We start from the raw sequence: 25866 nt of genomic DNA on the forward strand, positions 1-25866 counted from the left end.
TCACTATCGCTACCGTTTTCAGCTTTATTTAGCTTGCCATCTTTTGGATTAGTATCTTCAACAAATGTGATTGTTGGCTCAGTTGGAGGAGTTGTATCTGTGTAAACTGTATTACCAGCTGTGCCATCACCCTTGCCTGTGTTGCCAGCTTTATCAGTTACTTCTACTGTTACTTTATCACCTGGTTTGATTGGATCAGTTGTAACTTCGAAATTTCCTTTATCATCAGTTGTACCACTACCAATTATTTTGCCATCTTTATCTTTTACTACTACTGGAGCATTTGGCTCATCTGAATGACCTTTTACAATTCCTTTGTCTGGGTTGCCATCTGCTGGGTTGTTTTCATCTACTGGAGTTACTTTAACGTCTTCAACTGTTGGAGGAGTTGTATCTGTGTAAACTGTATTACCAGCTGTGCCATCACCCTTGCCTGTGTTGCCAGCTTTATCAGTTACTTCTACTGTTACTTTATCACCTGGTTTGATTGGATCAGTTGTAACTTCGAAATTTCCTTTATCATCAGTTGTACCACTACCAATTATTTTGCCATCTTTATCTTTTACTACTACTGGAGCATTTGGCTCATCTGAATGACCTTTTACAATTCCTTTGTCTGGGTTGCCATCTGCTGGGTTGTTTGTATCTACTGGGTTAATAGAATTTATAGTTACTACTGGAGCTGTAGTGTCGATATAAAAACCCGTACCGCCACCAGTGCCGCCATTATCTAGGCCACCTCTTACGCCTGTTTCTGGGCTAGCAAAACCGAAAGCTCCTAAAGGATTTATCGCACTAGCGCTAGTGCTTACATTTGAATAATGCCCACCATGCTCAAATCTGGTTTCACCAAGACTAACGCCATCACCAGCACGGCCACCGCTCGTACCGCCAGCTGCTGTCTCTTCTAGATTTTCTAAATTTGCACCATTTAACAATGCTTTTTGAAGTGCTGCTACTTGTGAATCAGCAGCAGTTGCCTTTGGATCGAGACTTAGTGTATCTTCACCGATCATTGATAGCTCTTTTCCATTATTTGTCGCTATCACAACCTTAGAATTAGCTGAAGTTGTTTTTACCGTCTCACCTTCATAAAGGCTATCACCAACTTTTAGTACTCTTTGATTACCACTTTTATCTACTGCGATAACCTCAGCAGAACCTGATATAGACTTGATTGTGCCTAATTTCTTTGCCATGTTCATTCCTTTTGGGCTAATTTAATTTTGGCATTATTTTATAACTATTATGAGAAATTGTAAATTGTACCTAGGTACAATATAGTTATATTTTTTTGTTATATGTTACATTTATAGAATTTTTTGTAATTATAAGGTGATATTTATATAACACTTATATAAAATTTAATTTTCGCGTAAGAATTTATTAATGATATTTTAAGTTATAAATATTTTTATTTGATTGTAGTAAATTTTAAAAGGATAATAAAATTTATAAAAAATATTTGTAAATTTATATAAAAAGAAATTTAGACCCAAGAAGGGTCTAAATTTTAAAGATCGACGTGGATATCGTTTTTTATATCTACATGGATTGTTTGAGTATATTTTTCACCTGTGCTATCATCGGTAAAATTCTCATTTTTAAATTCATACCTTTGATATCCCTCTTCTGCTCCATCAGCTTTATGATATTTTTCATAAAGTTTTACACCACCATTTGCCTGGCTGATCTTTGATAGATAGACATCTATCGTGTGGTTATTATCATCTTGCAAAACATCATTTATAAATACATTTCTCGTACCTATACGATAAGCTTCATTGCCAGTTATCCTTAGCTCTTCAAAACCTTTAAATTTGTTATTATAGCCTCCTATATAATCTTCTATTGTAGCTACATCATAGCCATCGCCACCATCCATTTGTAAACTACTGTTGTTTGTTTTCATTGATAAAAAGACATTATCATCGCCTGCACCAAGATTTACTTTTAGCTTATTTATAAACCCTTCATCTATCTTGATAGTATCATTATAAGGGCTTAAATTCCACTCTGATGATTTAACTTCTTGATCGGGTTGACCGGGTGCTCTATAATTTATACGTGCATAGTCAATGTCTATATGCGTCTCGTTGTTTCCAGATTCGATATTTACACCCTTTAAGTCAGCAATATCTCCTTTTATATCTAATGTACCCTTTTCAGAGCGATTTGAACCTATAGTTACACCATCAAGGTATGCCCAACCCAAATTTAAAGTATTGTGCGCAGATGAAACATCGATATCATAAACATCTTTTGGAGTTGTACTAGTAAATCTTGCAGGTTTGTCTATCACGTTCATATAATCACCAAAATCAAAATTTATCGTATTTACCGCATCCTTGTCATCTGATGACATATCTAAGATCACATCTTTTAGTTCAGCACCTCCGATATTTACAGTATTACTACCACTACCAAGTTTAAATTTACTATTTTCTATATTACCGACAGAATTATCCAGAATGCTTAATCCTAAAACATCATTGCCAGCACCCATATCTGCATTTACTTCTTTTAAATTATAAGAGCTACGTATATTAATAACATCATCACCACCATAAGTATTGATATCAGTTTTTATTAAATTTACAGATTCAGCACTTAATTCGTCTTTTCCGCTAAGTTTTTCGTCACCAAAATTTATCTTGTTAGTTCCTTCTTGATCTAAGCTTCCAAGGATAGAATGACCATATTTTATTTTTAGTATATTTCTACCATCACCTGCAAATTCTATATCAAAAGGATTTGTACTATGATAGCCTATAGGTATAGTTACTTCTCTGTCGTTGTCCACGATATACTCATCTGCTGATGTGATAGTGTCATCTACTTCAACAATTAAAGTGACACTTTCTTTATATTCGCCATTGCCCTCAATGCCTTCTGCATTTTTATAAATTTTATTTGTAGGATCAAACTTACCTTCATTTAATCTGTCATCGTCCAGTACTCTTGCACGTACGGTTAGGTTATTTATATCACCTGCTTTTACATTTATAGTGGCGCTATAATCTTTTAATGGTAGCAGCTCCCAGTTCTTACCATCGATTGAGTACTCAACATTATCATAGTCTTTACCATGATCTGCCTTTCCGCCAAAGCCAAAAAAAACTTTTAACATTTTATCGGCGTTTGCTTTATCTACATTGGCTCTTATGCCATACTCTAGATATGAGTCATTTCCTGGTTTTTCAGAAACTTCTTTAGTTATGGTCTCTACTCTTAGATCGCTTACTATTTTGCCATTTGGATCAGGCGTAGGTTCTGGTTTTGGTTCTGGTTTTGGTTCAGGTTTTGGCTCAGGTTTTGGTTCTGGCTTAGGTTCAGGTTGTGGAGCTGGATTTACAGGCTCGACTGGCTCAACAGGAGTAGGCTCTGGCTTAGCACCAAGATCGACATTGATACCATCTTTTACATCTATATAGCCTTTGATAGTATATGATCTGCCATTTTCCTGAAAACTAAAGTCGCTCTCATATCTTGTAAAGCCTTCTTTTAAACCTCTTCCATACTCTGAAAGCTTAAAGCCTGCTAGCTCTACCCCACCAGCTGCCTCTGTAACTGCCAAGATATGTTTGCTATCACTATTTTTAATGTCAAGCATATCATATAGATCTTCTAGTTTTAGGCTGACCTTCTCGTTGCCAGTCACTTGTAGCTCTTCAAAGCTCTTAAATTTATTAAAATCAACATTACCATCAATCACAAGTGTGTCGGTCTCATAGTTGGTGCCACCATTTATCATGGTGTATCCATCAAGCTTCATAGCTTTTGAGACGACGACTTTATCTTCGCCGTTGCCAAGATTAACCGTCATATCGTTTAAAGTGCCTGATCTTAGCTCTAAAGTATCATCTGTATCTGCAAAATTCCACTTTGTGGCATTTTCTGGGAAGTTGCCATTTATCTTTGTATCTCCATCGACTACCACGTGAGTTTTGTAGTTGGTGTTAAGATTGACATCATCAAGAGTAGATGATTTTAAATTTAGATCGAAATTTAGTGGATTTCTATTTACATCAGTGCCTGTGTTGGTCTCTGTGCCTATGTTGATGCCCTTTAAAGTTGAGTTTTCAACATTTACGGTATTGTTTTTTGATTCGGCGATGATGTGGTTGGCTGAATTTTTGTATGTTGAGTCCATCTCAGTATATTTGATATTTATCTCATCTCTATCGCCAGAGCCAGTTCTTAGGTACATATCTGTCATTTTTACATGATCTTCTTTTGTACCATTTAAATTTAACACATCATTTCCGCTATCAAGCGTGAAGCCACTTTGATAAGGATCGGTGCCTATGTAAGTTCCGCCGTTTAAATTTACAGTGTCGTTGTCTGCGTCAGTTTCGACGTGAAGTCTCTCGTGCCTTCCGCCATTTATATTTATGGTGTCATCTCCGCCTTGGGTGTTGATATTTAGCCAGTTTAAATTTGAGTTATCAGCATTGATGGTATCTTTACCTTCATTAAGATAGCTGCCATCGCCAAAGACTATAGTGCTAGCAACGTCACCAGCTTTGTGGTTTATCGTCGCATCTTTGAAATTTAGTGTATTGTCGCCATTATCTTTAAATGTAACGTCAAAAGATTTATCATTATTAAACTGGTTATTTACAGTGATATCATGATCATTATCTACAATCTTTTCGCTATTTGATGCTTTTAAGCCACCTATGCTAACTTCTAGCGAAACGCTCTCTTTAAAGTAGCCATTATTTTCTACACCCTTATCTGCATCTGTGAAAATTTTCTCCGATGGATCAAGCGTGCCTTCATTTTGGTCGTGATCATTTGCTACTTCAACACGCACGCTTACTTTATTTATATCGCCAGCTCTTACATCTTTTATCACGCCACTATCATCTAGCTTTTGCCAAGTTTTACCACCATCTAGTGAGTACTCTGCGTTTTCATAGTCTTTGCCAGCAGTTGCCTCTCCGCCAAATTTAAGCGTCACATCTACCTTTTTATCAGCATCAGCCTCCGCTACTTCGCCTTTTAGGTTGTACTCTAGGTATGATTTATCATTTGAGCTTCTTGGGTCTGAGCTCTTTTCATAGCCAAATTCTGACTTGTTTTCAACCGAGATATTTTTAACTATATCTTTGCTCTCGTCAGGTTTAGGCTCTGGAGTTGGTTCAGGTTTTGGCTCAGGCTTAGGCTCTGGGGTCGGCTCTGGCTTTGGTTCTGGTTTTGGCTCCGGAGTTGGCTCAGGTTTAGGCTCTACTGGCTCAACCGGTTTAGGCTGCGGAGTTGGAGTTGGATTTTCTGGTTGTGATGGCTCAACTGGGGCTACAGGTGCAATGGCAGAATTTATATCACTATCTGAACCATCAAAAACATCACTACCGCCACCTTTTACCTCTTGGTTAGTTAGTTTTACAGCGCCAAAAGTATCTGAAAGTGATCTAAAGCTAGCTGATACATCAGAGCTTTCATGACCGCCATGCTCAAACCTTGTCTCGCCAAGGCTCACGCCATCTCCGCCTCTGCCACCGCTATTGCCTCCAGCGGCACTCTCCTCGAGATTTGCTAAATTTTCACCTTTTAAAAGGGCTTTTTGTATAGCTGCTACCTCTTTGTCTGAGCTAAGGTCGTTATTTAAATTTAGAGTTTCGCCATCTTTTAGCTCGAACTCTTTGCCGTCGTTTGATGCGATAGTTACCTTTGCGCCATTTGCTTTAACAACGTCGCCCTCGTATAAACTATCTCCCGCGACAACAACTCTTTCGTTGCCATTTTTGTCTATAACTACTACTTCCTTGGAGCCAAGAATGTTTTTAATAACACCTACTTTAACAGCCATCGCTGCCTCCTTTAAAATCAATTTGACACATTATAAATATTTCCTTTAAATATAAAGTAATGTAAATATGATGTTAATTCTTAAGATTACGCTATTGCAGTGGGTTTTAAAATTTAAGTTTTGATAAATGTAAGCAAGATCCCAAAAGGGATCTAAAATTTAAAGATCGACGTGAATGTCCTCTTTTATATCTATATAGACTGTACCTTGACGATCACTACCGTCTGCTAAGTGCGTATTATAGGCACTTTCATATCTGTGGTAGCCATTTTCTGCTCCGCTAGTTTCGCTAAAACCATTAAGTTTTACAGTGCCATGGGCTTCACTAAATTTAACTACATTAGAGCCATTATCTAAAATGTCACTCAAATGAGCCACATCATTGCCATTTAATGTCACATAAGCACCGCTCGTTACTTTTAATTCTTCAAAGCCAGAGACCTTTGAGAAGTCGATATTATTATCAAGTACAAGCGTATCATATCCCTTGCCACCAAATATTTGAGTATTATTATCTATATCTGTTCTTGTCATAGTTAAACTAACTGTATCGTCACCACCACCTAGATAAAATTTAGAATTTTTTATGATAGCTGATGTCACATTTAAAGTATCGTTTTGATTATCTGAGAAGTAAAATTCGTTATTTTTACCATGAAATTCTGAGTCGTCTATATGCATATTGACCTTGTTGTTTCTGCCGTCAAATTTAACGTCACCCATAAATTTTGGCCCAAGAAAATTCATATCAAAAAGCGGTGTGTGGTCTAAATTTGCATGCGAGCCTTTTATATCTATCTCGCCGTCTCCACCGCACACTTTTATATTCATAGTGGTCTTTTCGCCATCATTCGCTTCGATCGTAGTGTGTCCGTTAAAGATAGTGTTGTCCATATTTAGCGTATCTACTTCGTTTGGACTAGTAAAGCTAGAAAGAGAAATTTTCGTATCACCAAAAAAGCCCACCCAGTCGGTATTTATAGTGTCATTTCCTCCGCCAAGCCTTATATCTGCGCCGTTTTTGATCTCAGATCTTTGGATGTCTATAATGTCGTTATTTAGACCTGTATGAATGGCAGCATTTTCCATCGTCGCACCATAAATTTTCACGCTATCATCGCCGTCATTTGTGTATAAAAGCGTATGATCTTTTATGCCAACATTGTTTCTTATCTCTATCTCGTCATTGCCAGCCCCAGCGTCAAATCTCAGCCCTCTAACCTCGATATTATCGTGAATTCTTAGCTTGTTGTCGCCATCTCCTGCGTCTATCTTGGCATCATTTACGATAGATCTTGTCATATCGACTATGTCGTTGCCATTGTCAAAACGCACATCGTTTGCACTCGTGGTTGCGTCTGCAATGTTTAAAATTTGATCCTGCGCTTTTGGCCTCGCCTCTGCCACCTTTCGTCCGTATAGCTCAGCAAGAAAATTCTTGGGCTCAAGTATCTCAAGCGTCTTTATCTCCTCTACGATAGTCACGTGAGGGTCATTTTGCCCGCCATTTTGGCTCACACCACCGCTTAAATTTAACCCATCTTTGTCGGCTACTTCTACGCTCATATTAATCCTTTCTTAAAAAAATTGACTTTTGGATTTTAATAAGCGTTTTTAAATCACATTGAAATATAAATTATATTAGTTGCAAATAAAAACATCGATATATAGATATTTTGAAAAAACTTTAAAAGTAGAGCAATATTTTTTGATCCAAAGAAATTCAAAAATTCTTTGATGAATATTAAAATTTACTTGGCTGCCCTGTGCGGCCAAGCTTTAAAATTTTTGATACTTTAGATGTGATAAAATCCTCTCAAATTTTAAAAAAAGGATCAAATTTGAGAAGCGACATAATCAAAAAAGGCTACACAAGAGCCCCACACCGCTCACTTTTACGTGCGACTGGGCTAAAAGACGAGGACTTTGCCAAGCCATTTATCGGCGTTGCAAACAGCTTTATAGAGATTATCCCTGGGCACTTTTTCTTAAACAAATACGCACAAATTTTAAAAGATGAAATTCGAAAAAATGGCTGTGTGCCGTTTGAGTTTAACTGCATAGGCGTGGATGATGGCATAGCGATGGGGCATAAGGGTATGCTATATAGCTTACCTAGCCGTGAGATCATCGCAAATTCGATCGAGACCGTGATGAACGCTCACGCACTTGACGCGCTTGTATGTATGCCAAACTGCGACAAGATCGTCCCTGGCATGGTTATGGGCGCTTTAAGGGTCAATGTCCCAACCATTTTTGTAAGCGGCGGCCCTATGAGAAAAGGCCACACAAAAGATGGCAGGCCGATCGACCTTGCGACTGCGTTTGAGGCGGTTGGTAAATTTGAGACCAAAGAGATAGACGAGGCCGAGCTAAGAGATATCGAGTGTAACGCATGTCCAAGTGGTGGCAGCTGTAGCGGTATGTTTACGGCAAATTCTATGAACACGCTTTGCGAAGCGATGGGTATAGCGCTCCCTGGCAACGGCACTATCCTAGCGCTAACCCCAGAGCGCGAGGAGCTCATCAGGCAGGCTGCTCGCAGGATCTGCCAGATCGCCCTTGATGAGAAATTTAAGATAAGAAACATACTAAATGAAAAGGCGATCCGCAACGCTCTTGTCGTCGATATGGCGATGGGTGGCAGCAGCAACACCGTCCTTCACATGCTAGCTATCTCAAGAGAAGCTGGCGTAAATTTAGACATAAAAGAGCTAAACAAGATCAGTCAAAACATCGCTCACATCGCTAAGATCAGCCCAAGCTTGCCAAACGTGCACATGGAGGATGTCGGCAGAGCTGGCGGCATGAATGCAGTGATAAAAGAAATTTCACGCAGAGACCACGGCATGCTAAATTTGGACAACCTAACAGTTAGCGGCGAAACTTTGGGCGAGCGCGTACGTGCCAGCGACATCAAAGACGAAAGCATCATTCATAAGGTAGAAAATGCCTATTCTCAAGTTGGCGGACTTGCCATTTTGTTTGGAAATTTAGCCGAGCAAGGCTGTGTCATCAAGACAGCTGGCATCGTTGGCGAGCGTAAATTTAGTGGCAAAGCGGTCTGCTTTAACTCACAAGATGAAGCGATAGCTGGCATCTCAAGTGGCAAAGTAGATAAAGGCGACGTCGTCGTCATCCGCTACGAAGGCCCACGCGGAGGCCCTGGCATGCAAGAGATGCTAAGCCCTACTTCACTCATCATGGGACGAGGCCTTGGCGCGGACGTGGCACTCATCACAGATGGCCGCTTTAGCGGAGCGACAAGGGGTCTAAGCATCGGCCACGTAAGCCCAGAAGCAGCTGAAGGCGGCATGATAGGCTTGCTACGAGATGGCGACATCATCGATATAGACGTCGATAAATACGAGATAAACGTTCGCCTAAGCGAGGCTGAGATCGCAAAGAGAAGAGCAGAATTTAAGCCAGTCGATAAGGCGCTAACATCTCGCTGGCTAAGGCAGTATCAAAAACTAGTCACAAACGCAAGCAACGGAGCGATATTAGAGGCATAAACTACCAAATTTAAGCCTAAATTTTAGGCTTAAATTTACTTCGCTCCGTGCCAAAGTAGGCGGTTTTTGCCTAGCTTTGTGTCGATACTCTCTTTTATAATGGAGCAGATATACTCTTTTGAAAGCCCTATAGCCTCCTCTAAGCTCTTGCCCTTTGCAAGGTAGCAAGCAAGCGCCGTTGAGAAAGTGCAACCAGTCCCACTCATCACAAGCGGGCTAGCAAGTGACGTTTTGAAATTTTGCAGTGAGCCATCTTTTCTATAAAGAGTATCTATACTGCTATCCTCGCTTACATGCTTTTTCACGATGATATCGCAAGGCAGATCTTTAAAATTTCCACCAAAAAGGACATTTGCCTCGTCTAAATTTGGCGTAGCGACGGTGGCAAGCGCCATTAACTCTTTTAGCTTCTCTACTGCGCTATCTTTTATGAGCTTGTGGCCGCTCTTTGAGACGCAGACTGGATCAAGCACGATCTTGCACTTTTGAGTGAGTAAAAACTCATGCACAACGTCCATTATCTCTTCGCTAAAGAGCATACCGATCTTTATGGCATCAAAGCTAAATTCCTCCGCAAGCGTACTAAGCTGGTCTTTAACAAAGCCAAATTCAAGACAAACTACGCTTTTTACCGCGTCTGTGGTCTCAGCAACTAGCGAAGTGACCGCCGTTGCGCTATAGCAGTTTAGCCTAGCGCATGTCTTTATATCAGCCTGAAGCCCTGCTGTGCCGCTATTGCATGAGCCTGCGATGATTAAAATTTTCTTCATCGTTTTCCTTTTGTAAATTTTGGCTTATTATAAGGGATATTAGTTAATTTTTAGGATAAGAAATTTGAGCCAAGCGGCTCAAATTTTATGAAAGTTTATTTAGATCGTTATCGATCTCGATATATATCGTAGTTGCGTCAAAATTTGCATGCTCGTAAGAGTTATCTACTTTTAGCTCATTTGAGTCAGATAAAATCTCATCATTTGCGCTATGTTTGTCTGCTAAATTTTCACTGTCCTCAAGGCTATTTGAGCTATTTTCAGCCTCATTTGGCTGCGTTTTTGCAAACATATCTTCCACTTTTTCATTCATCTGATCAAGTATCTCAGCGTAGTTTTCTCCAAGAAGCGCTCTAAAAAGTGCGTCAGTATCGATGCTATTTTCAGCGCTAGTATCAGCACTTACCACACTACTATCAAGCCATATCGTGTCATATCCATTTAGCGATATATCGCTGCCATCCGTTGCAGTGATAGTCACGCTTGCACTTTGGCTCTCGCCCTTTATACTCTCTCCGATATAAACCTCATCATCTACGTTTAGAACTCTTACACGGTCGTTTTTATCTATCGCTATAACATCAGATGTGACGCTTTTTACCTTGCCGGCTACAGCTGCCATCTTTATTCCTTACTTTTGTTTTTTGATTTATTCTAGTGTTTTTTATTAAATTTGTATATTGTACTTTGGTACAAAGATGGATTTTAAAGGCGTTTTTTGGGAGTAAAAATAGAAATTTAAAAGAAGAATTTGGGCTAAAAAGCCCAAATTTTATACAAGTTGTTTGTTTATATCGTTATCGACATCTATATAGATAGTTTTTGGAGTGTCTGAGCTTGTTTGACCCTCATATCTTGTATATCCATGCTCAACACCACTTTGATTTGTAGCCTCAGTAAATCCTTTTAATGAAACGCTATCTTTGTTGTCGCCGCTTATTTTTAAGATAGTATTTACATCATCAGTGATGCTAAATACATTATCTGCTTTTAAATTTAGTAGCTTAACATCTTGGTTGTCATTGCCATGCTCATCCATGCCAAGCTGGATCTCTTCAAAATTCTTGATCGCATTAGTTAAAGACTTATTATCTATCTTGTCAAAGTCGATAGTGCCATCCTTTGCCACTGGACGCATGATAAGCGTATCTGTGCCCTCTCCGCCATCTAGACTTTGAGATAGAGCTGCTCTTGGATTATCAAAAGTAAATACAACCTTATCATTGCCAGCGCCAGCATTTACTAGATCGCCTTTGTTTGCGCCAGTATAGCCACTTCTACCAGCGTCAATGTAGTCGTTGCCACTTCCTGTGGTTATGACGTCATTGTTGTCGCCAGTAATGATTACGTTGTTGCCATTGCCTGTGCGAATTTCATTTTCACCGCGTCCTGCGTGTATGATGTTATCGCCATTTCCAACATTGATGATGTCGTTGCCTTCACTTGTTGTGATAACGTTATCGTTGTTGTTTTCTGCAACTACTCTTGTGTTTTTAGCGATATCAGAAATTTGTAGATAGACATCACTTGCTTTTACATCGCCGTTAAATACAGCTTCGAAATTTCCATTTTCGTCAAGCTTTACAGAATCTGCAACGATAGTGTTGCCAGCAGCGTCTTTTAAAGTGATGCTGTCTTTTAAAGCTATGCCTTTTACCGCTTCTTCAAAGTGCTGTTTTAGCGTATAGCTTGCGCCAACTCCATTTTCACTTAAATTTCCACTCCATGTGGTTTTATTTGCGGCTGGATCGTAGTGTAAATTTGAGTCATTTATCGTTGCAGCTGTTGCATCGATCGTAAATCTGATAGAGTTGTAAAGTAGCTCATCTCCACCTTGATATTTACCATCGATAGAAATTTTATAAACGCCATCAGCCATCTTGCCAGCAGCATCAAGTCTGTTATTATAGCCTGTAAGTCTGTCGTAGTGATCAGGCGTTACATTGCCTATTGGTTTTTCTATCGCTTGAGATAATAGATCTTTTGAAACACCTTTATCAACGTTAGTTGCTACAAATCTAACATCGCCAGTACCCCATGCTATGCCTCTACCACTATTTAAAAACTCACTTACAGTTTGATTATTGCTAGCATTACCAGCTGTTGCATCTTCTGGGATCACAGCTCTTAGGTATGGGATAGCGTCATTTGAAACGATCCTTGAGCCATCAGCTCTAAGGCCACTCTCACTCATATCCATAGTGCCCCAAATTTTTTCAGCCGAGCGGTTGTTTGCATTTGTAGTTGTATCATTGCCGTTTTCAAACTGTGTCATAGTTGGAACTAAAATTTCATTTACATGAGTATATTTTGTACCAGCTTTATCAGTCATCTCAACTTCGATCTTATCGCCTAGTTTTATCTTGTGATCGTACTCAAAGCTTAGCACACCATTAGTTGGCTTAGTTGTGCCAACAGAGATTACGTTAGTAGTTCCATCAGCTGTTACTATTTTTATACTCTCGATCTTATCGCCATCCTCATAGTTTTTGAGGTTAAAATTGATCGTATGGTGTTGCCCCTCTTCGTCATTTTCGATGATCTTGATGTTTTCTATAGTAACTGGCGTCTTATCAACTACAAATTCGCTAACTATCGTGCTCTTGTCGCCATTTGAAAAGACAGCAGTTGCTTTGATGTTATAGCTACCATCCTCTAAATTATCAGATGTGACTTCAAATTTACCATTTGCAAATTCGCTTTGGCTAAGCTCTTTTGTAAAGACTTCATGTCCATTTTTGTCAAGTACAGTGATGATCGCTTTAGTTGCGCTGCTATCTATGCTGCCCGTAAATGTCGGAGTCTTATCGCTTAGTACTGGTAGTGGCGCGTTGGTTGAAAATTTATCAGTTTGAGCGATGTCATCAGTTGTATATTTATAATATTTAGTTGCGTCGTTTATACCTGTATTTGTATTCGCACTTACACTGCTTGCATCATCATCGGTCGCATCTATTAGGTCTGTGTTAGCGACATTTAGCTTAGTTGATTTTGCCTCTGCTTCGTTGCCTACAAGGTCGCTAACTTTAGCTGTGTATGTCGCTTTTGGATCGCTAGTTTTAAACTCAACTTCGTATTTACCGTCTTTTACAACTGCTGTATGGCTCTCGCCGGTGCTTGATGTCACAGTCACGATCTGTCCGTCTTCTACGTCACTAACTGTTCCTGTGATCTTTTGAGTTACTTTATAGACATTTCTTGTTACTGTATCTACGTAGCTATCAAAGTCGGTTGAATTTAGTTTTATGCCACTTGCCTCTGAACCAAGTATGCTCTCAGGTCCGCCATCTTTTGAAACTGTTAGTTTTAATTTACCCCAAAAGATGTAGTTTGCATAGCTCATATCAAAGTCGTAGTATCCTGCTTTATCAACGTGTAAAGTTGTAACTGTGGCTCTATTTTCTGAGTGGATAGTGTCATAATCAACCATAGTCTTACCATCAACCTTAAATCTCACGCTATCATCAGTATTTTTTGCGTCAAATTTATAATCCCCTGGCTCAAGATACATAGTACCTTTTAAATTTACCATCGCACCAGCTGTTGTATTTTTGCCATTAGGAGCATCTCTTACGATATGAAAATCGCTACCTTTTGCGTTGTCTATGAAGTACTCAAGCGCTTTGAAATTTGGAGCTACCCACTCGCTACTTGGAGTTACTACATTACCATCAAGATCGATCTTGCCGACCATATTATGAGCACCGTCTAGTCCTGAGACTGTTCCAGCATCATTATCAGTGTTGTCTCTATCACCTTTGCCTTGTTGGAAATTTAGCTCTTTTGCTTTAAAGCTCGCCCAAGGCTTAGTCTTATTCATATAGTATTCTACAAAATCATTTTGTTTCATACCATTATGAGCGTATGTTGTATTATTAAAAGCATAAGGTCTTAGCTCAGTGCCACTTACGCCTGGCTCATAGATGTGGTTAAACCAGAAATTTCCTTTTAGTCCGCTACTCATCTCAGACTCTTTTACAAGGCTCATCTCTGTTTCAACGTTTATAGTTATTTTTGCAAGCGTATCAAGTACAAAGCTACCACTATCAGTTGCAGTCTTGCCATCTCTTCCTGTAGCTGTTATCTCTACTTTATAATCGCCATCATGGCTACCATTTACACTTAACTCATTAGTTGTGAATTTAAATTTACCATCAGCATAATCGCTTGGATTTAGAGTTTTTGTAAAGACTTCGTGTCCGTCCTTATCAAGCACGCTAACAACCGCTCTTACAGCAGCTGGATCTACTGTGCCACTTATGGTTGGAGTAGCGTCATTTGTGCGAGGTACGCTTGGCGCGTCTAAGCTATAATCACCAGTTATAGTGCCAAGATCATCAGTTAAAGTTTTGATATCAACGCTGATTGGAGGTATGACTGGTGCAACAGGAGTTACATCACCTGCGTCATTGCCGTCATTGTAGCCGCCAATTGAGTTTTCTGGAGTTTGAAAAGCCCTGCTTGAATCAGGTAAATTTCTATAATCATCAGTAATATTTGAGTAGTGACCACCCTCTTCAAAGCTAGCTGCACCTAAGCTTACGCCGTCTCCGCCAGCATTACCACCTTGGTTACCACCAGCTGCAGTCTCTTCAAGATCAGTGATGTTTGCACCATCAAGAAGTGCTTTTTGTATAGCACTTACATCAGCTACGCTATCGTCGCCAAAGCTATCGTTGTGAGCTACGCTCTTGTCTAAATTTAGGGTATCTTTTCCGATGATCGCAATATCTTTGCCATCGTTTGCAGTTATGACTACTTTTGAGTCAATATCAGTTGTTTGTATAGTCTCACCAAGAAAAATTTCATCGCCTACTTTTAACACTCTTTGTGTGCCATCCTTTGCAGTTGCGATTACATTTGCTCCTTGTGAGATGCTTTTGATTACGCCTATCCTTGTTGCCATTTTACTTCCTTATCTAAAAATTTTGAACGTATTTTAATATCTTGAAAAAGATTTGTAAATTGTACTATGGTACTAAATTTTGAAATTTTGTAAGGATTTGCCCTAGTTTTGGGAAACTAGGGCATGAAATTTAAGAGTGTGAGACTATTTCGTCTTTTATCTCGATGGTAAATGTCGTACCATTAGACGTTGCTGAGAATTCTCTGTATCCCTCAGAATTTACCCCACCTTTGCTAAAGGCTGACATATCTACTTGATCACCATTTTCGCCATCTATCCTTAGAGTGCGGTTAGTGCCGTTGCCATTTGTGATATTTAGCACATCATTTATAGTTAAATTTAGCGTTACGTTGTTTTCGCTGCCACCAAGGCTAACTTTTTCAAAGCCAGCTACCTTGCTAAAGTCGATATTTCCAGCAATATCTAGTGTATCAGTACCTGCTCCACCCTTGATAGTTGTACCACTTCCCATTATTGCATCTTTTCCGATATGAAGCGTATCATCGCCATTACCTAGATCTATGCTACTAGTAGAATGCCAATAATCAGGTGTGTCTTGTAGTTCTCCATTTAACTTTACATTATCATTGCCATCGCCAGTATTTATTGTCGCAGCTTTTAAAACAGCGCCTTTGTCGATATTTATCGTATCATCGCCTGAGCCTGTTGATATGCTAACCCTTTGTTTAAAGGTATAGCCATCAGTACTGCCTGTAAATGTTCCTCCAAAGCTAGTTTCTCCACCTATATTTATAGTATCAGTTCCATCCCCGGTTTCTAAAATTAAACTAGCAGCACTATTTTTACCCACGAAATTTATAGTGTTGTTGCCACCGCCCATGTCTATACCAGCGCCTGAACCTTCAGTGCCATTGCCAAAAGTGTTGTTGCCATTAAATGTCAAAGTGTCATTTCCAGCATCAAATCTAAAACCAACTTTATCATCCGTTTGGGTATTTGAAAGTGTTACAGTAGCATCTGAAAAGTAGTTTCTGCCTTGATCGCCAACGTGATTTCCTATCTCGCCACCATGACTAAATAGTGCATGATCTATATTGATCTCTTTGCCATGAATGCTTGAAGCACCTGTAAAAAGTATCTTATCGCTATCAGTGCCATTTATATTTACATGAGTTGCACTAAGCCCACCGCTATCACTAGCGCCTGTGTTTATAAAGCTTGTCTTGCCACGCACATTTATCACTTGATCATTATTTAAATCAGCCATTTCGCCATTATAAGAAGAGTTATAAACGCCTATCGATGAGCCTATAAAGGTAGCGTCGTTTATATCAACCTTATCAGCTTCGTTTAACTTATCGCGATGTGTCAAGAAGATATTTGTCTTTTCTATAGTGGCATTATCTATACTTATGGTATCTGCGCCTTTGCTAGCATCTATATTTACCCCACTTACGGTTGCGTTTTTGATATTTATCGCATCATCGCCACCGCCAAGATAAAAAGAGCTATTATTTGTAGTACCTAAACCAGTGACATCTGCATTTATATTTAGAGTATCTTTGCCTGTACTATTTTCATAAAAATCGAGACTTATATGAGCTTTGCCTAATTTCATAGCCTCATTTATATTTACAGTGTCATTACCCTCATACATATTGATACTTGCATGCTCATCAATATTATCACTGCCAAACGCAATACCAGCCTTATCAAAATTTACAATATCATCTCCATCATCGGTGTTGATTTGAGTACCTTTAACATTTGCTTTTATAGTTACCGTATCATCTCCATCTAAGGTTTTTATGCGGTAGTTGTTGCCATCTGCATAGCTAAGATCGCTTGTTATCTCTAGATTATCATCATTATCGATGATGTAGCCTTCGGCTCTATTTGCGGCTGTTGTTGGTAGTAGATAGCTACTAGTTGGAGTGACGCTTAGACTTACACCTTCTTTATAAACGCCAAAATTCTCAACACCTTGAGTGAGACCGTTTTTTACTGGGCTATTGTTATCATCTACGCCATAAATTTCTGCCCTACTACCTTCATTTTGGTTATGGTGGTCTAAATTTGCTTGTCCATAGTCATCAAGCACCTTTATCCTTACTTGCACTTTTGAGATATCTTCTACGTTTACGCCTGGTATTGTGTTGTTGGCATTTAGAGTTACCCAACTTCCAGCAGCGCCGTTATTTAGCGAGTACTCGATCAAATTTGCATAATCCTCTCCTCTAGTGCCACCTATGAAATTTAGAGCAAGGTCTGTTGTCTCGCCACTTGGGCTTACTGGAGTGCCTGATAGACCTAGTTTATAAACAAGATAGCGTCTGCCCTCGCCGTTTGCTCCTGCGCCGCTCTCTCTTACCTCACTATTAGCAGGATCGATGCTAGTAGTGATCTCTACTGCGCCAGGACGAGGCGTGATGACTGGAGGATTAGCAGGTGAAGGGGTGCCTGGAGTTACAGTGACGCCAGGAGTACTTGGTGTACTTGGAGTTGGTGGCGTTACTGGAGTGCTTGGAGTACTCGGCGTGACAGGTGTAGCTGGCGAGATAGGAGTTGTCGTATCTGCATCTGTACCTGCATCGTTATATCCACCTATTGAGTTTTCTGGGGTTTGAAAAGCTCTATTTGCATCGGTTAAATTTCTATAGTTTTCATTGATATTTGAGTAGTGGCCACCCTCAGCAAAGCTTGCAGCTCCCAAACTCACGCCATCTCCAGTAGCATTACCACCGCCTTGGTTGCCACCAGCTGCAGTCTCTTCAAGGTCTGTGATGTTTGCGCCGTTTAGCAAGGCTTTTTGGATAGAGGCTATCTCTGGGTTGTCACTAAGTGCATTTGCCTCTTTGTCTAGGCTCAGACTTTCGCCATTTTGCAAGCTGACCTCTTTGCCGTCGTTTGCTGCGATCACTGCTTTTGTAGAGCCATTAGCTTTTATCGTTTCGCCTTCAAAAATGCTATCGCCCACCTTCAAGACTCTTTCGTTGCCACTTTTATCAACAGCTACGACTTCACCGCCTAGGATATTTTTGATAACGCCTAACTTTTGCATCTTAGTGCCTCCCTTTGGATTTTATTGATCTATATCAAGATTTTAGCCAAGAAAAAAATTTAGTTATATTGTACTTTGGTACAATACCCTTAAGAAAAGCCTAAGTTTAGGGGTTAATAATGTGTAATTTTTTATAAATATGTAAAAATTTTTATGTTTATCTATTATAAATTTTAAATTTTTAAGCTTTTGTTCATCAAAATGGCATAGTAGTTGATAAAATAACCCAAAAATGTCACAAAATTTTTTCATTTTAAACGCATAAATTCTTAATTCAAAAAGCCTTTATCTAGCCTTATTACCACTAAATTTAGCCTTTTTATATCAAAATGTTTTTTATTTATAACTATCATAAATTTATCTCCACTTGTGACATAAATTTTCTTAAGTTTATCTATCAAATTTTGCAAATTTTCATCTCTTTTTCTATAAATTTTAGCTAGTAGTGACATAAATTTATCACTACTTTTAAGATATTCTTAGATAAATATATTAATTTTGCTATTTGGAATTTATGCTTTTTCGCATTCAGCGACTAAGATATACCCACTCTCGCTGATATTTTTAAATTTCACGCCAAGCTCGCGTTTTAGGCGCAAAACGACATTTTGTATCGCAACCTTGCTCACCTCGGTGCTCTCATAGACAAATTCCTCTATCATCTCGTAGGTGACAAGCTTGTTTAGGTTGTAAGCAAATAGCCAAAATATCTTATTTTGCAAGAAGCTAAGGTATAGCTCGCTGCCGTTTTTATAAATTTTCTCTCTTTTTAAATTTATACTTACCTCATCGCTTAGGCGCACCAGCTTCTCATCTCGCTCGAAGCTTAGGCTTATCAGCATCGATCTAAGATCCTTTATATCGATAGGTTTTTTCAAAAACAAGGTCGCGCCCTGCTCATAGCTCTTGATCAAATTTTCATCGCTATCATACGAGGTAAAGACGATAAATTTCTGATGAGGTTTTAGCTTTTTTATCTCATTCATCATCTCAAAGCCATTTAGCACTGGCATGTGAATGTCGCTCATCACGATGTCAAAGCCCTGTTTTTTAAATTTCTCCAGCCCATCTTGCCCATCTTTTGCGCCTACGACCTGACCGCAGTATGGCTTAAGTCCAGTGATGATGAGCTCCCTTGCCATCTCGTCATCCTCAGCTACTAAGATAGATACTTTTTTTAAAATTTCTAGTGCCTCTTGCATCTTTTAACCCTTTAAATTCTTCTCAAAGCTTAGCTCAAAAATCGTTGGCTTTATGTTATGCGCAAGCGTGATATCGCCATTTAGCTTCTCACGTGCGAGCTTTTTAGCGAAGTAAAGCCCTATGCCATTTCCTTGCTTTTTAGTCGTGTTTAGCCAGGTAAAAATTTTCTTACTCATCTCGTAGCTTACGCCGCCGCCACTATCATAAACGCCGATGTAGCACTTATCTTCAAAGCTTCTAAATTTTAGCTCTATCACGCGCTTTAGCGGCTCATCTTTGTAGCTCTCAACTAGTGAGTCCTTTGCGTTGTGGATTAGGATTAGTAAAATTTGCTGGATGATGTTTTCTATCTGGCAAACCTTCATCTCTTCAAATCCGCTAAATTTCACGCTCACATTTGCACGGCTAAGCTCTGTGTGCATAAGTGTTATTAAATTTCTAACGCTTGTTTGTATGTCAAATTCGCTCACATTTTCAGCGCTTTTGTAAAAATTTCTAAAAATTTCGATTGTTTTTGAAAGAAGCTCGATCGAGCTTTGCCCTTTTTTTAATAAATTTAAAAGCTCCTCATCACTTAGCTTGCCCTCTTTTTTTAGCATTATCGCCGAGCTTAGCATAAGTTTTAGCGAATTTACTGGCTGGATGAACTGATGACTTATACCACTTATAAGCTCCCCAGCCTCGCTCATCTTGGCTCTGTGCGCTAGCAAGGTCTCGTACTCGTCTTGCACCTTTTTTATCTTGTTATACATGAAGTTGTGCAGGCTGTTTGCCAAAAATGCAAGTGCGACGAAGGCAAAGAGTAAATTTAGAGCGTTTTTTAGCGCCTCTCTTGTCATGGCTAAAATTTCTTCTTCGTTGTTTGTGCCAGCTCCGATAAACCAGTTCATCGTCGGTATCTCGGCTACTTGGATCAAATTTTGCCCTATCTTTAGGCTAGTGATGTCCTCATCTTTTAAAAATAGCTCCTTAAATTTCTCCTCTATCTCTCTTTTAAGCGTCGCATCAGCCATCGATGTGAGGATCTCGCCGCTGTGAGTTACTAAAAATGAGTAGGAATTTGGCGCAAGACTAAAGTTTTTGATGCTATCAAAGATAGTGCCTATGCGCACGACACCGCAAAGTGCCGCCTCAAATTTCGCGTCTTTTTCAACTGGCACGCATAAATTTAAAGTTGAGTCTTTTAAAATTTTGTGATTTTGCATGAAATTTACGCTTGGGGCATTTGTATTTTTTGTCTCGACATACCAGATAAGCCCCGCTCGCTCGCGCTTTGACATCACCTCTTCTGAGATCTTTTGCCCATCTACAAAGATCTCGCCATCCTCTCTTAGAAGCTGCATGAGATCAAATTCTTTTGCATTTTCTTTAAAGAGCTTTATGAAATTTGCCACCTTAGCATCGTCATCTATGATGCCAGAGTTTTGGATAAATTTTGACGCACGGACGAGCGAATTTAGACGCTCGTCAAGCCAAATTTGAAAGTTGCTAACGATGTTTTTACTAACTGCGATGTTGTTTTTATCAGATAGTTCGATGATCTTTTCTTTTGCATTGTTGTAGCTGTTTAGCCCAAGAAGCACGACAAAGAGGCTTGCTAGCAAGATGATCGCATAAATTTTAATATTTTGTGATTTTAAATTAATACCCATGCGCGCAGTATATCCTAAGTTAGCCCAAAAATAGGGCTAACTAAAATTTATTTCTTAAAAGATAAAAGCTTTGAAACAAGCATAAGTGCAAGCACAACAAAACAAACGCCAAATCCAAGCAGCGTACAATCCGCCATCGACATAAATTTAGACGACGGCACAAGATACCAGCCATCTGCGTAAAGATCCACTATGCTCTTTTGCAGATCGCTTAGCACCGCGCCATCAGGCACCATAGGGCTGTCATATCCGCAGTCGCCTGTAGGCATAAACCAGTCAGGCGCCCACTTCTCAAGCGGCAAACCAAATGGATAGTGCGGCTCAGTCGAGCAGCCCTGCACGCCAAAAGGATCATCGCCATGCACTGCGTCGTGGATTTTGGCTAGCTTTACGCTATACATTATGCCCTGCACCGCTCCCCAAAAGGCAAAGACGTAGCCAACTAGAGCAAAGAGTAAATTTTTAGGGTTTATGATAGCTATCACGCCGCCAAGCGCCATACACAAAAAGGCAAAACGTATATAGACGCACTGCTCGCAAGGTGGCATATAGGCGTAATTTTGAAAGAGCGAGTGCGCAATGATAACAAGCGCGATGCTCACAAAGACTAAGATCGCCCAAGAGATGCGTGAGTCTTGAAATTTAGCCATTTTTTTAAAAAAGCTCATGTGGCGCCTTATTTTTTAAGAAGCTCTTCGATGAGTGCCGCCATGCCGTCAAGTGAGCTGATTGATTTTGTCATGATGAGGTATTTGCCATTTACGACAAATGCTGGCACGCCTTGAATTTTAGCCACATCATAGCTCTCATCCCACTTTTTAAGTAGCTCAGTCACTTTTGGATTAGCCAGCTCTTTTTCGTAGTCTGCTTTGCTAACACCAGCTGCATCAAGTCCAGTCTTTAAAAAACCCTCAACGTCTTTGCCATCGCCCCAGCGCTCTTTTTTGTCGTGATAAGCCTTGTAGTAGGCAAATTTAGCCTTTTTAAATAGCGAATTTTCATCAAATAAGCTAACACCTTTTGCCTCGTCCATAGTGATAAGCACGGCAAAAACCTTGCTCGCAACCTCACCGTAATCGCCCTTTGTCTTTAGGTGAAATGGCTCATATTTTAGGCCAGGGATTTTCTCAACTACCTTTGGAGTGACGCTCTTGTCGTATTTGTAGCAAAATGGGCAAGCGTAGCTAAAAACTTTAACTAACGTATTTTGTCCGACGCTTAGTGGCTTTTCAAGCTTGACGTAGTCCTCGCCCTCGCTAAATGCACTCGCACTGATCGCACCAGCAACGGCAACGGCAAAGATAGCCTTACTAAATTTAGATAGAAAACTCATGATGATCTCCTTTAGATGATTTACTTTGAGTTATTCTACAACCAAGCTCAACCGCACTTTTAACGCTAGAATAAATTTTGGCTGAAATTTGTCTATTTTAAATTTATGATGATGGATTTGGTTTTTTGTTAAATTTATTGAAAAAGCTCGCTGTGGCTTCCTACTTCAACGCATGTAAGAAGTAAAATTTCGTTTTGTTTTTTATATATCAAGAGCAAGTCTGGCTTAACATGACACTCTCTAAAGCCTTTATAGCTTCCAATAAGAGCGTGATCTTTATACTTTGATGCTAATTCCTCGTTATTTGCTAATTGCCAGATGATATCTTTAGTTAATTTTTTTTCGCTTTCATTTAGCTTTTTAAAAGCTTTCTTAAAACTCTTTGAATACTCTATCTCAAGCATCAAGGCTCTTTTCAAATTCTTCAAATGTTTTAAATCTCTCTACTTCGCCATTTTCGATCTCTTTGATAGCTTTGTCAAGCCTTGAGACCTTATCTCTTTGCTCAAATTCTACATTTGCTTGCCTAGCCATCTCTTTTATAAGCTCGATAAATCCATAGTCAGCATTTTTAAAATCAATCGTTGTAGTCATCTTATGCCTTTAAATTTTTGTCTTATTATAACTTCAAATTTATAAAAATAATATACGTTATCAATAAAAATTATTATTTACATATTTTAATTATTTGGTTATAATCCGGTCAAATTTTATCAAAATAGGAGTCAAAATGAGACAGTATGAAACATACAAATGCGAGAAATGCGGCAACGAGATCGAGGTTCAAAAAGTTGGCGGCGGCACACTAACCTGTTGCGGCGAAGAGATGAAATGCATCACTGAAAATTTAACAGCAGTAAATTTGATGAAGGCATTTGCTGGCGAGTCACAAGCTAGAAACAAGTATGAGCTTTACGGCGACCTAGCCAAAGAAGCGGGCTATCACGCGATAGCTAGACACTTTTACGAGGCAGCTGAAAACGAGAAATGGCACGCAAGGGCTGAGTTTAAGAAATATCACGAGATGATGAACGATCCGATCGATAAGATGGATAAAAATTTACTTGACGCTGCAGCTGGCGAAAACTACGAGCATACGACGATGTATCCAGACTTTGCAAAGATCGCAAAAGAAGAAGAGCTAAGAGATGTTGAAAGGCTATTTAACGCGATCGGCAAGGTCGAAGTTGAGCATGAAAGAGAGTATTTAGAGCTTAAAAAGATGCTTGATGAAGAGGGCTTTTTTGAGAGCGACGAAGAAGATATCTGGGTTTGTGAGGTGTGCGGACACGTTCACAGAGGCAAAAAAGCTCCAGGCGCTTGCCCGCTTTGCAAAGCTCCAAAAGAGTATTTTAAGCGCGAATTCTTAGGCTAAAAAGCCAAAAAATTTAGCCAAGTCGCCTGTCTTGGCTAAATTTAATAAATTTAAATCTATTTAAAATAAAAAAGTTATATAATCTCCTTAAATTTTCACAAGGAGAAAATATGAAAAAATCACTTCTAGTTTTAGCCACTCTTGGCTTTGCACTAAGCCTAAACGCTGCAGATCTTACAGATACTTGCAAGTCTTACTTCTCAGACATCGATAAGATGGTCGAAGCTTACAAACAAGCTGGTCAAGAGCAACAAGTAAAAATGTATGAGGATCAAAAGAAACAATCAATGGATCAACTTGCTGCACTTCCAAAAGAGCAACAAGACGCTACTTGCAAACAAGCTAAAGAGATGTTTGCTCAAGTAATGGATCAAATGAAAAAACAAGGTCTTTTAAAATAAACCTTCACGTGGCTAGGCTCTCTAGCCACTCTTTAAATTTACTTCTCACTTTTACATATCAAATTTGCTAGTTTTGCAGCCAGTGGCGCTATGAAAAATATCACAGGATAGGCGACCATAAAGGCTTTTAGATAAGCTGCTAGCCAAATTTGCACAAAGCCGTCAATAAAGCCTAGGTTAAAATATGTCAACATAAAGGACATTATAAGCGCCATAAATGCTGACATTATAAAAGTAAAGACATATCTATAAAATTTCACCGGTATCATGAAATCTTGCCCATAATAGCCTTAAATTCTCTAACACTATACTCAGCATATCCAGGCGCATGATAGACATCTTGAGATAAAATTTCATCAAGCTCTTTGCGGTCCTTAGCATCTACGACTACGACGCCTGCGTGTTCATCATCCACAAATGGCCCAAGAAGCAAGAAATTTCCTCTATCAACATACTTTATAAACCACCCTCTATGCTCGGCAAAAAGCTCCTCAGCCCTCTCTTTTGGTATGAGATCTGTTTTTAAACTAATAGTAACGATAAACATCTTTTTCCTTTAAATTTACTTGCAAATAGATCCGCCAGCCTTATAAATGGCAAAAGCAGATCTTTTCATAAATCTCCTAAAATTTTACCTTGCTAAATGAGGTCTCGTTTTTTAAACCAAAGCCGTCAAATTCATCTATCAGCCCAGCTCGCTCTTTGGCGTAAGCCTTGTAGTTTTCGCTGTGGCGGTAGCTTTCAAAGCCAGCTTCGTCTTTGTAAATTTCAACCAGCACCCACTTGTTAGGCGCGTCTTTTTGACTAAAGGCAAACTGCGCGTAAGCTCCCTCATCTACGCTTTTTTGCATATATTTTTTCACTAGCTTTTCAAATTTCGCATCACTTTTTGCCAAAAGGCTTAAATTTGTGATGTGAAAGTAGGCATCTTTTAGGCGCTCTGGGGTTAAATTTTTATAAAAAGTAGCCCGTTTTTTCAAGCTTATAGCCTTTTTACTAGCCAAAATTTCAGCGCTCGCACTTGCAAATTTCTTATAGTGCGCCGAGCTTATATGCTTTTTATAAGCCGCCTCGTCCTTGTAAAACTCGATCAGATAAAATAGCTCTGGCTTGCTCTTTGCGCTCGCAAAAAAGATCGCCTGCGTGTCTGGCTCGCTCTTTGAGCTTAGTATATTTTCCCTACCAAGCTGCTTTAACAAGGTCTTGTTATTTGGCGTTGAAAGCAACTCCTGCAAGCTCACTTTAGCCTCCGCCCCAAAGGCAAAAGCCGCCAAAACCGCTAGTAAAAATAGCTTTTTAAACATCAAATTCCCCTTATCACTTCGCCTTTTTCATATCAGCCTTAGCTTTGATCTCTTCTGCGCCTTTTAGATAGATCTGCGCTTTTTTAAATGCCTTACGTGCTTTTTCTAAGCGGTTAGAGTTTTTGGTGCTTGGATTATCAGCATAGGCTTTTTCTGCCTCTTCTAGCTTAAATTTCTTGTCGCCATAGCTCTTTTGCGCTTTTTCAAGGTTGTTTGTAGCTTTGTCGCCACCTAGTAGCTCAGCTTTTGATGTGACCTTACCAGTGACTGGGTTTCTACCGATAGTCATATCTAGTTCACGTTTAGCTCTAGCAGCAGTGCCACGATTAACACCGCACTCTTCTTTACCACTTACTATTGAACCACCAATATAATTAGGTCTATTTTTTGGATCATCACAATCAACAACTTCTTCTTTAGCTTCTCCTCTTAAATGTTTATTAAAAACATCAGATCCATCATAGGCATTTAAATTTATGCAACCAACAAATGCTGTAACAAATACTGCAATTAATGCTTTATTTTTCATTCTCATTCTCCTTGAAAATTTTTAAATTTCTCATATCCTCT

21 protein-coding genes are annotated in these 25866 nt (G+C 39.3%); 3 read left to right on the forward strand and 18 right to left on the reverse strand.

Features of this window, described 5'->3' with window-relative positions; all coding sequences use genetic code 11:
- The 3 genes from CVT14_RS07570 to CVT14_RS07580 form a co-directional block, all read right to left on the reverse strand.
- Window positions 1–1199, reverse strand: a 1199-nt coding sequence (locus CVT14_RS07570) for a retention module-containing protein (RefSeq protein ID WP_199907328.1), incomplete at its 3' end; no start/stop codon positions are given.
- A 314-nt stretch (window positions 1200–1513) separates the two neighbouring features.
- A complete protein-coding gene (locus CVT14_RS10655) occupies window positions 1514–5815 on the reverse strand; it encodes a hypothetical protein (RefSeq protein ID WP_159071750.1) in 4302 nt (1433 codons plus the stop codon).
- A 159-nt stretch (window positions 5816–5974) separates the two neighbouring features.
- Entirely contained in the window at window positions 5975–7381 is a 1407-nt protein-coding gene (locus CVT14_RS07580; RefSeq protein ID WP_107850031.1) for a hypothetical protein, read from the reverse strand.
- Window positions 7382–7656: 275 nt separating this feature from the next.
- On the opposite strand from CVT14_RS07580, the gene ilvD reads away from it, so the two are divergent.
- A complete protein-coding gene (gene ilvD / locus CVT14_RS07585; RefSeq protein ID WP_107850032.1) occupies window positions 7657–9330 on the forward strand; it encodes a dihydroxy-acid dehydratase in 1674 nt (557 codons plus the stop codon).
- Between the two features lie 35 nt (window positions 9331–9365).
- On the opposite strand, the gene CVT14_RS07590 is transcribed toward ilvD, so the two are convergent.
- From CVT14_RS07590 to CVT14_RS07640, 11 genes are all read right to left on the reverse strand, one after another.
- Window positions 9366–10100, reverse strand: coding sequence for a hydroxymethylpyrimidine/phosphomethylpyrimidine kinase (locus CVT14_RS07590; protein WP_107850033.1), 735 nt, complete (start codon window positions 10098–10100; stop codon window positions 9366–9368).
- A gap of 85 nt (window positions 10101–10185) precedes the next feature.
- Window positions 10186–10722, reverse strand: a complete 537-nt coding sequence (locus CVT14_RS07595; RefSeq protein ID WP_107850034.1) for a hypothetical protein — start codon at window positions 10720–10722, stop codon at window positions 10186–10188.
- Window positions 10723–10872: 150 nt separating this feature from the next.
- Window positions 10873–15006, reverse strand: coding sequence for a hypothetical protein (locus CVT14_RS07600; protein WP_107850035.1), 4134 nt, complete (start codon window positions 15004–15006; stop codon window positions 10873–10875).
- Window positions 15007–15136: 130 nt separating this feature from the next.
- Window positions 15137–18028, reverse strand: a complete 2892-nt coding sequence (locus tag CVT14_RS07605) for a retention module-containing protein (protein ID WP_107850036.1) — start codon at window positions 18026–18028, stop codon at window positions 15137–15139.
- A 269-nt stretch (window positions 18029–18297) separates the two neighbouring features.
- Window positions 18298–18480 carry a hypothetical protein gene (locus CVT14_RS07610; protein WP_103574714.1) on the reverse strand — a complete coding sequence of 61 codons (183 nt, stop codon included), beginning with the start codon at window positions 18478–18480 and terminating at the stop codon, window positions 18298–18300.
- 60 nt (window positions 18481–18540) lie between these two features.
- Window positions 18541–19230, reverse strand: coding sequence for a response regulator transcription factor (locus CVT14_RS07615; protein ID WP_107850037.1), 690 nt, complete (start codon window positions 19228–19230; stop codon window positions 18541–18543).
- Between the two features lie 3 nt (window positions 19231–19233).
- A complete protein-coding gene (locus CVT14_RS07620; RefSeq protein WP_107850038.1) occupies window positions 19234–20883 on the reverse strand; it encodes a sensor histidine kinase in 1650 nt (549 codons plus the stop codon).
- Window positions 20884–20930: 47 nt separating this feature from the next.
- Window positions 20931–21551, reverse strand: a complete 621-nt coding sequence (gene dsbI, locus CVT14_RS07625; RefSeq protein ID WP_107850039.1) for a protein-disulfide oxidoreductase DsbI — start codon at window positions 21549–21551, stop codon at window positions 20931–20933.
- A gap of 8 nt (window positions 21552–21559) precedes the next feature.
- The gene (locus CVT14_RS07630; RefSeq protein ID WP_103567132.1) at window positions 21560–22216 is read right to left on the reverse strand and encodes a thiol:disulfide interchange protein DsbA/DsbL; all 657 of its coding nucleotides are present in this window, start codon (window positions 22214–22216) and stop codon (window positions 21560–21562) included.
- 134 nt (window positions 22217–22350) lie between these two features.
- Window positions 22351–22620, reverse strand: coding sequence for a type II toxin-antitoxin system YafQ family toxin (locus CVT14_RS07635; protein WP_103617457.1), 270 nt, complete (start codon window positions 22618–22620; stop codon window positions 22351–22353).
- A complete protein-coding gene (locus CVT14_RS07640; protein ID WP_012140635.1) occupies window positions 22613–22810 on the reverse strand; it encodes a hypothetical protein in 198 nt (65 codons plus the stop codon). Before CVT14_RS07640 ends, CVT14_RS07635 begins: the two co-directional genes overlap by 8 nt.
- 136 nt (window positions 22811–22946) lie before the next feature.
- Here CVT14_RS07640 and CVT14_RS07645 point away from each other — a divergent pair, with 136 nt between their 5' ends.
- Window positions 22947–23591 carry a ferritin family protein gene (locus CVT14_RS07645; protein WP_012140636.1) on the forward strand — a complete coding sequence of 215 codons (645 nt, stop codon included), beginning with the start codon at window positions 22947–22949 and terminating at the stop codon, window positions 23589–23591.
- A gap of 110 nt (window positions 23592–23701) precedes the next feature.
- Window positions 23702–23992 carry a DUF5339 domain-containing protein gene (locus CVT14_RS07650; protein ID WP_021089936.1) on the forward strand — a complete coding sequence of 97 codons (291 nt, stop codon included), beginning with the start codon at window positions 23702–23704 and terminating at the stop codon, window positions 23990–23992.
- A 38-nt stretch (window positions 23993–24030) separates the two neighbouring features.
- Here the strand turns inward: CVT14_RS07650 and CVT14_RS07655 are convergent, their stop codons facing one another.
- From CVT14_RS07655 to CVT14_RS07670, 4 genes are all read right to left on the reverse strand, one after another.
- Window positions 24031–24261: a DUF2798 domain-containing protein gene (locus tag CVT14_RS07655; protein ID WP_021089949.1), complete on the reverse strand. Its 231-nt coding sequence runs from the start codon at window positions 24259–24261 to the stop codon at window positions 24031–24033.
- Window positions 24258–24539: a YciI family protein gene (locus CVT14_RS07660; protein ID WP_021089925.1), complete on the reverse strand. Its 282-nt coding sequence runs from the start codon at window positions 24537–24539 to the stop codon at window positions 24258–24260. Before CVT14_RS07660 ends, CVT14_RS07655 begins: the two co-directional genes overlap by 4 nt.
- A gap of 76 nt (window positions 24540–24615) precedes the next feature.
- A complete protein-coding gene (locus tag CVT14_RS07665; protein ID WP_021089947.1) occupies window positions 24616–25296 on the reverse strand; it encodes a putative quinol monooxygenase in 681 nt (226 codons plus the stop codon).
- Between the two features lie 13 nt (window positions 25297–25309).
- Window positions 25310–25825, reverse strand: coding sequence for a hypothetical protein (locus tag CVT14_RS07670; RefSeq protein ID WP_107850040.1), 516 nt, complete (start codon window positions 25823–25825; stop codon window positions 25310–25312).
- Between the last annotated feature and the right edge of the window lie 41 nt (window positions 25826–25866).

Origin of the sequence: Campylobacter concisus, assembly GCF_003048445.1 — a bacterium.
GTDB lineage: Bacteria > Campylobacterota > Campylobacteria > Campylobacterales > Campylobacteraceae > Campylobacter_A > Campylobacter_A concisus_BF.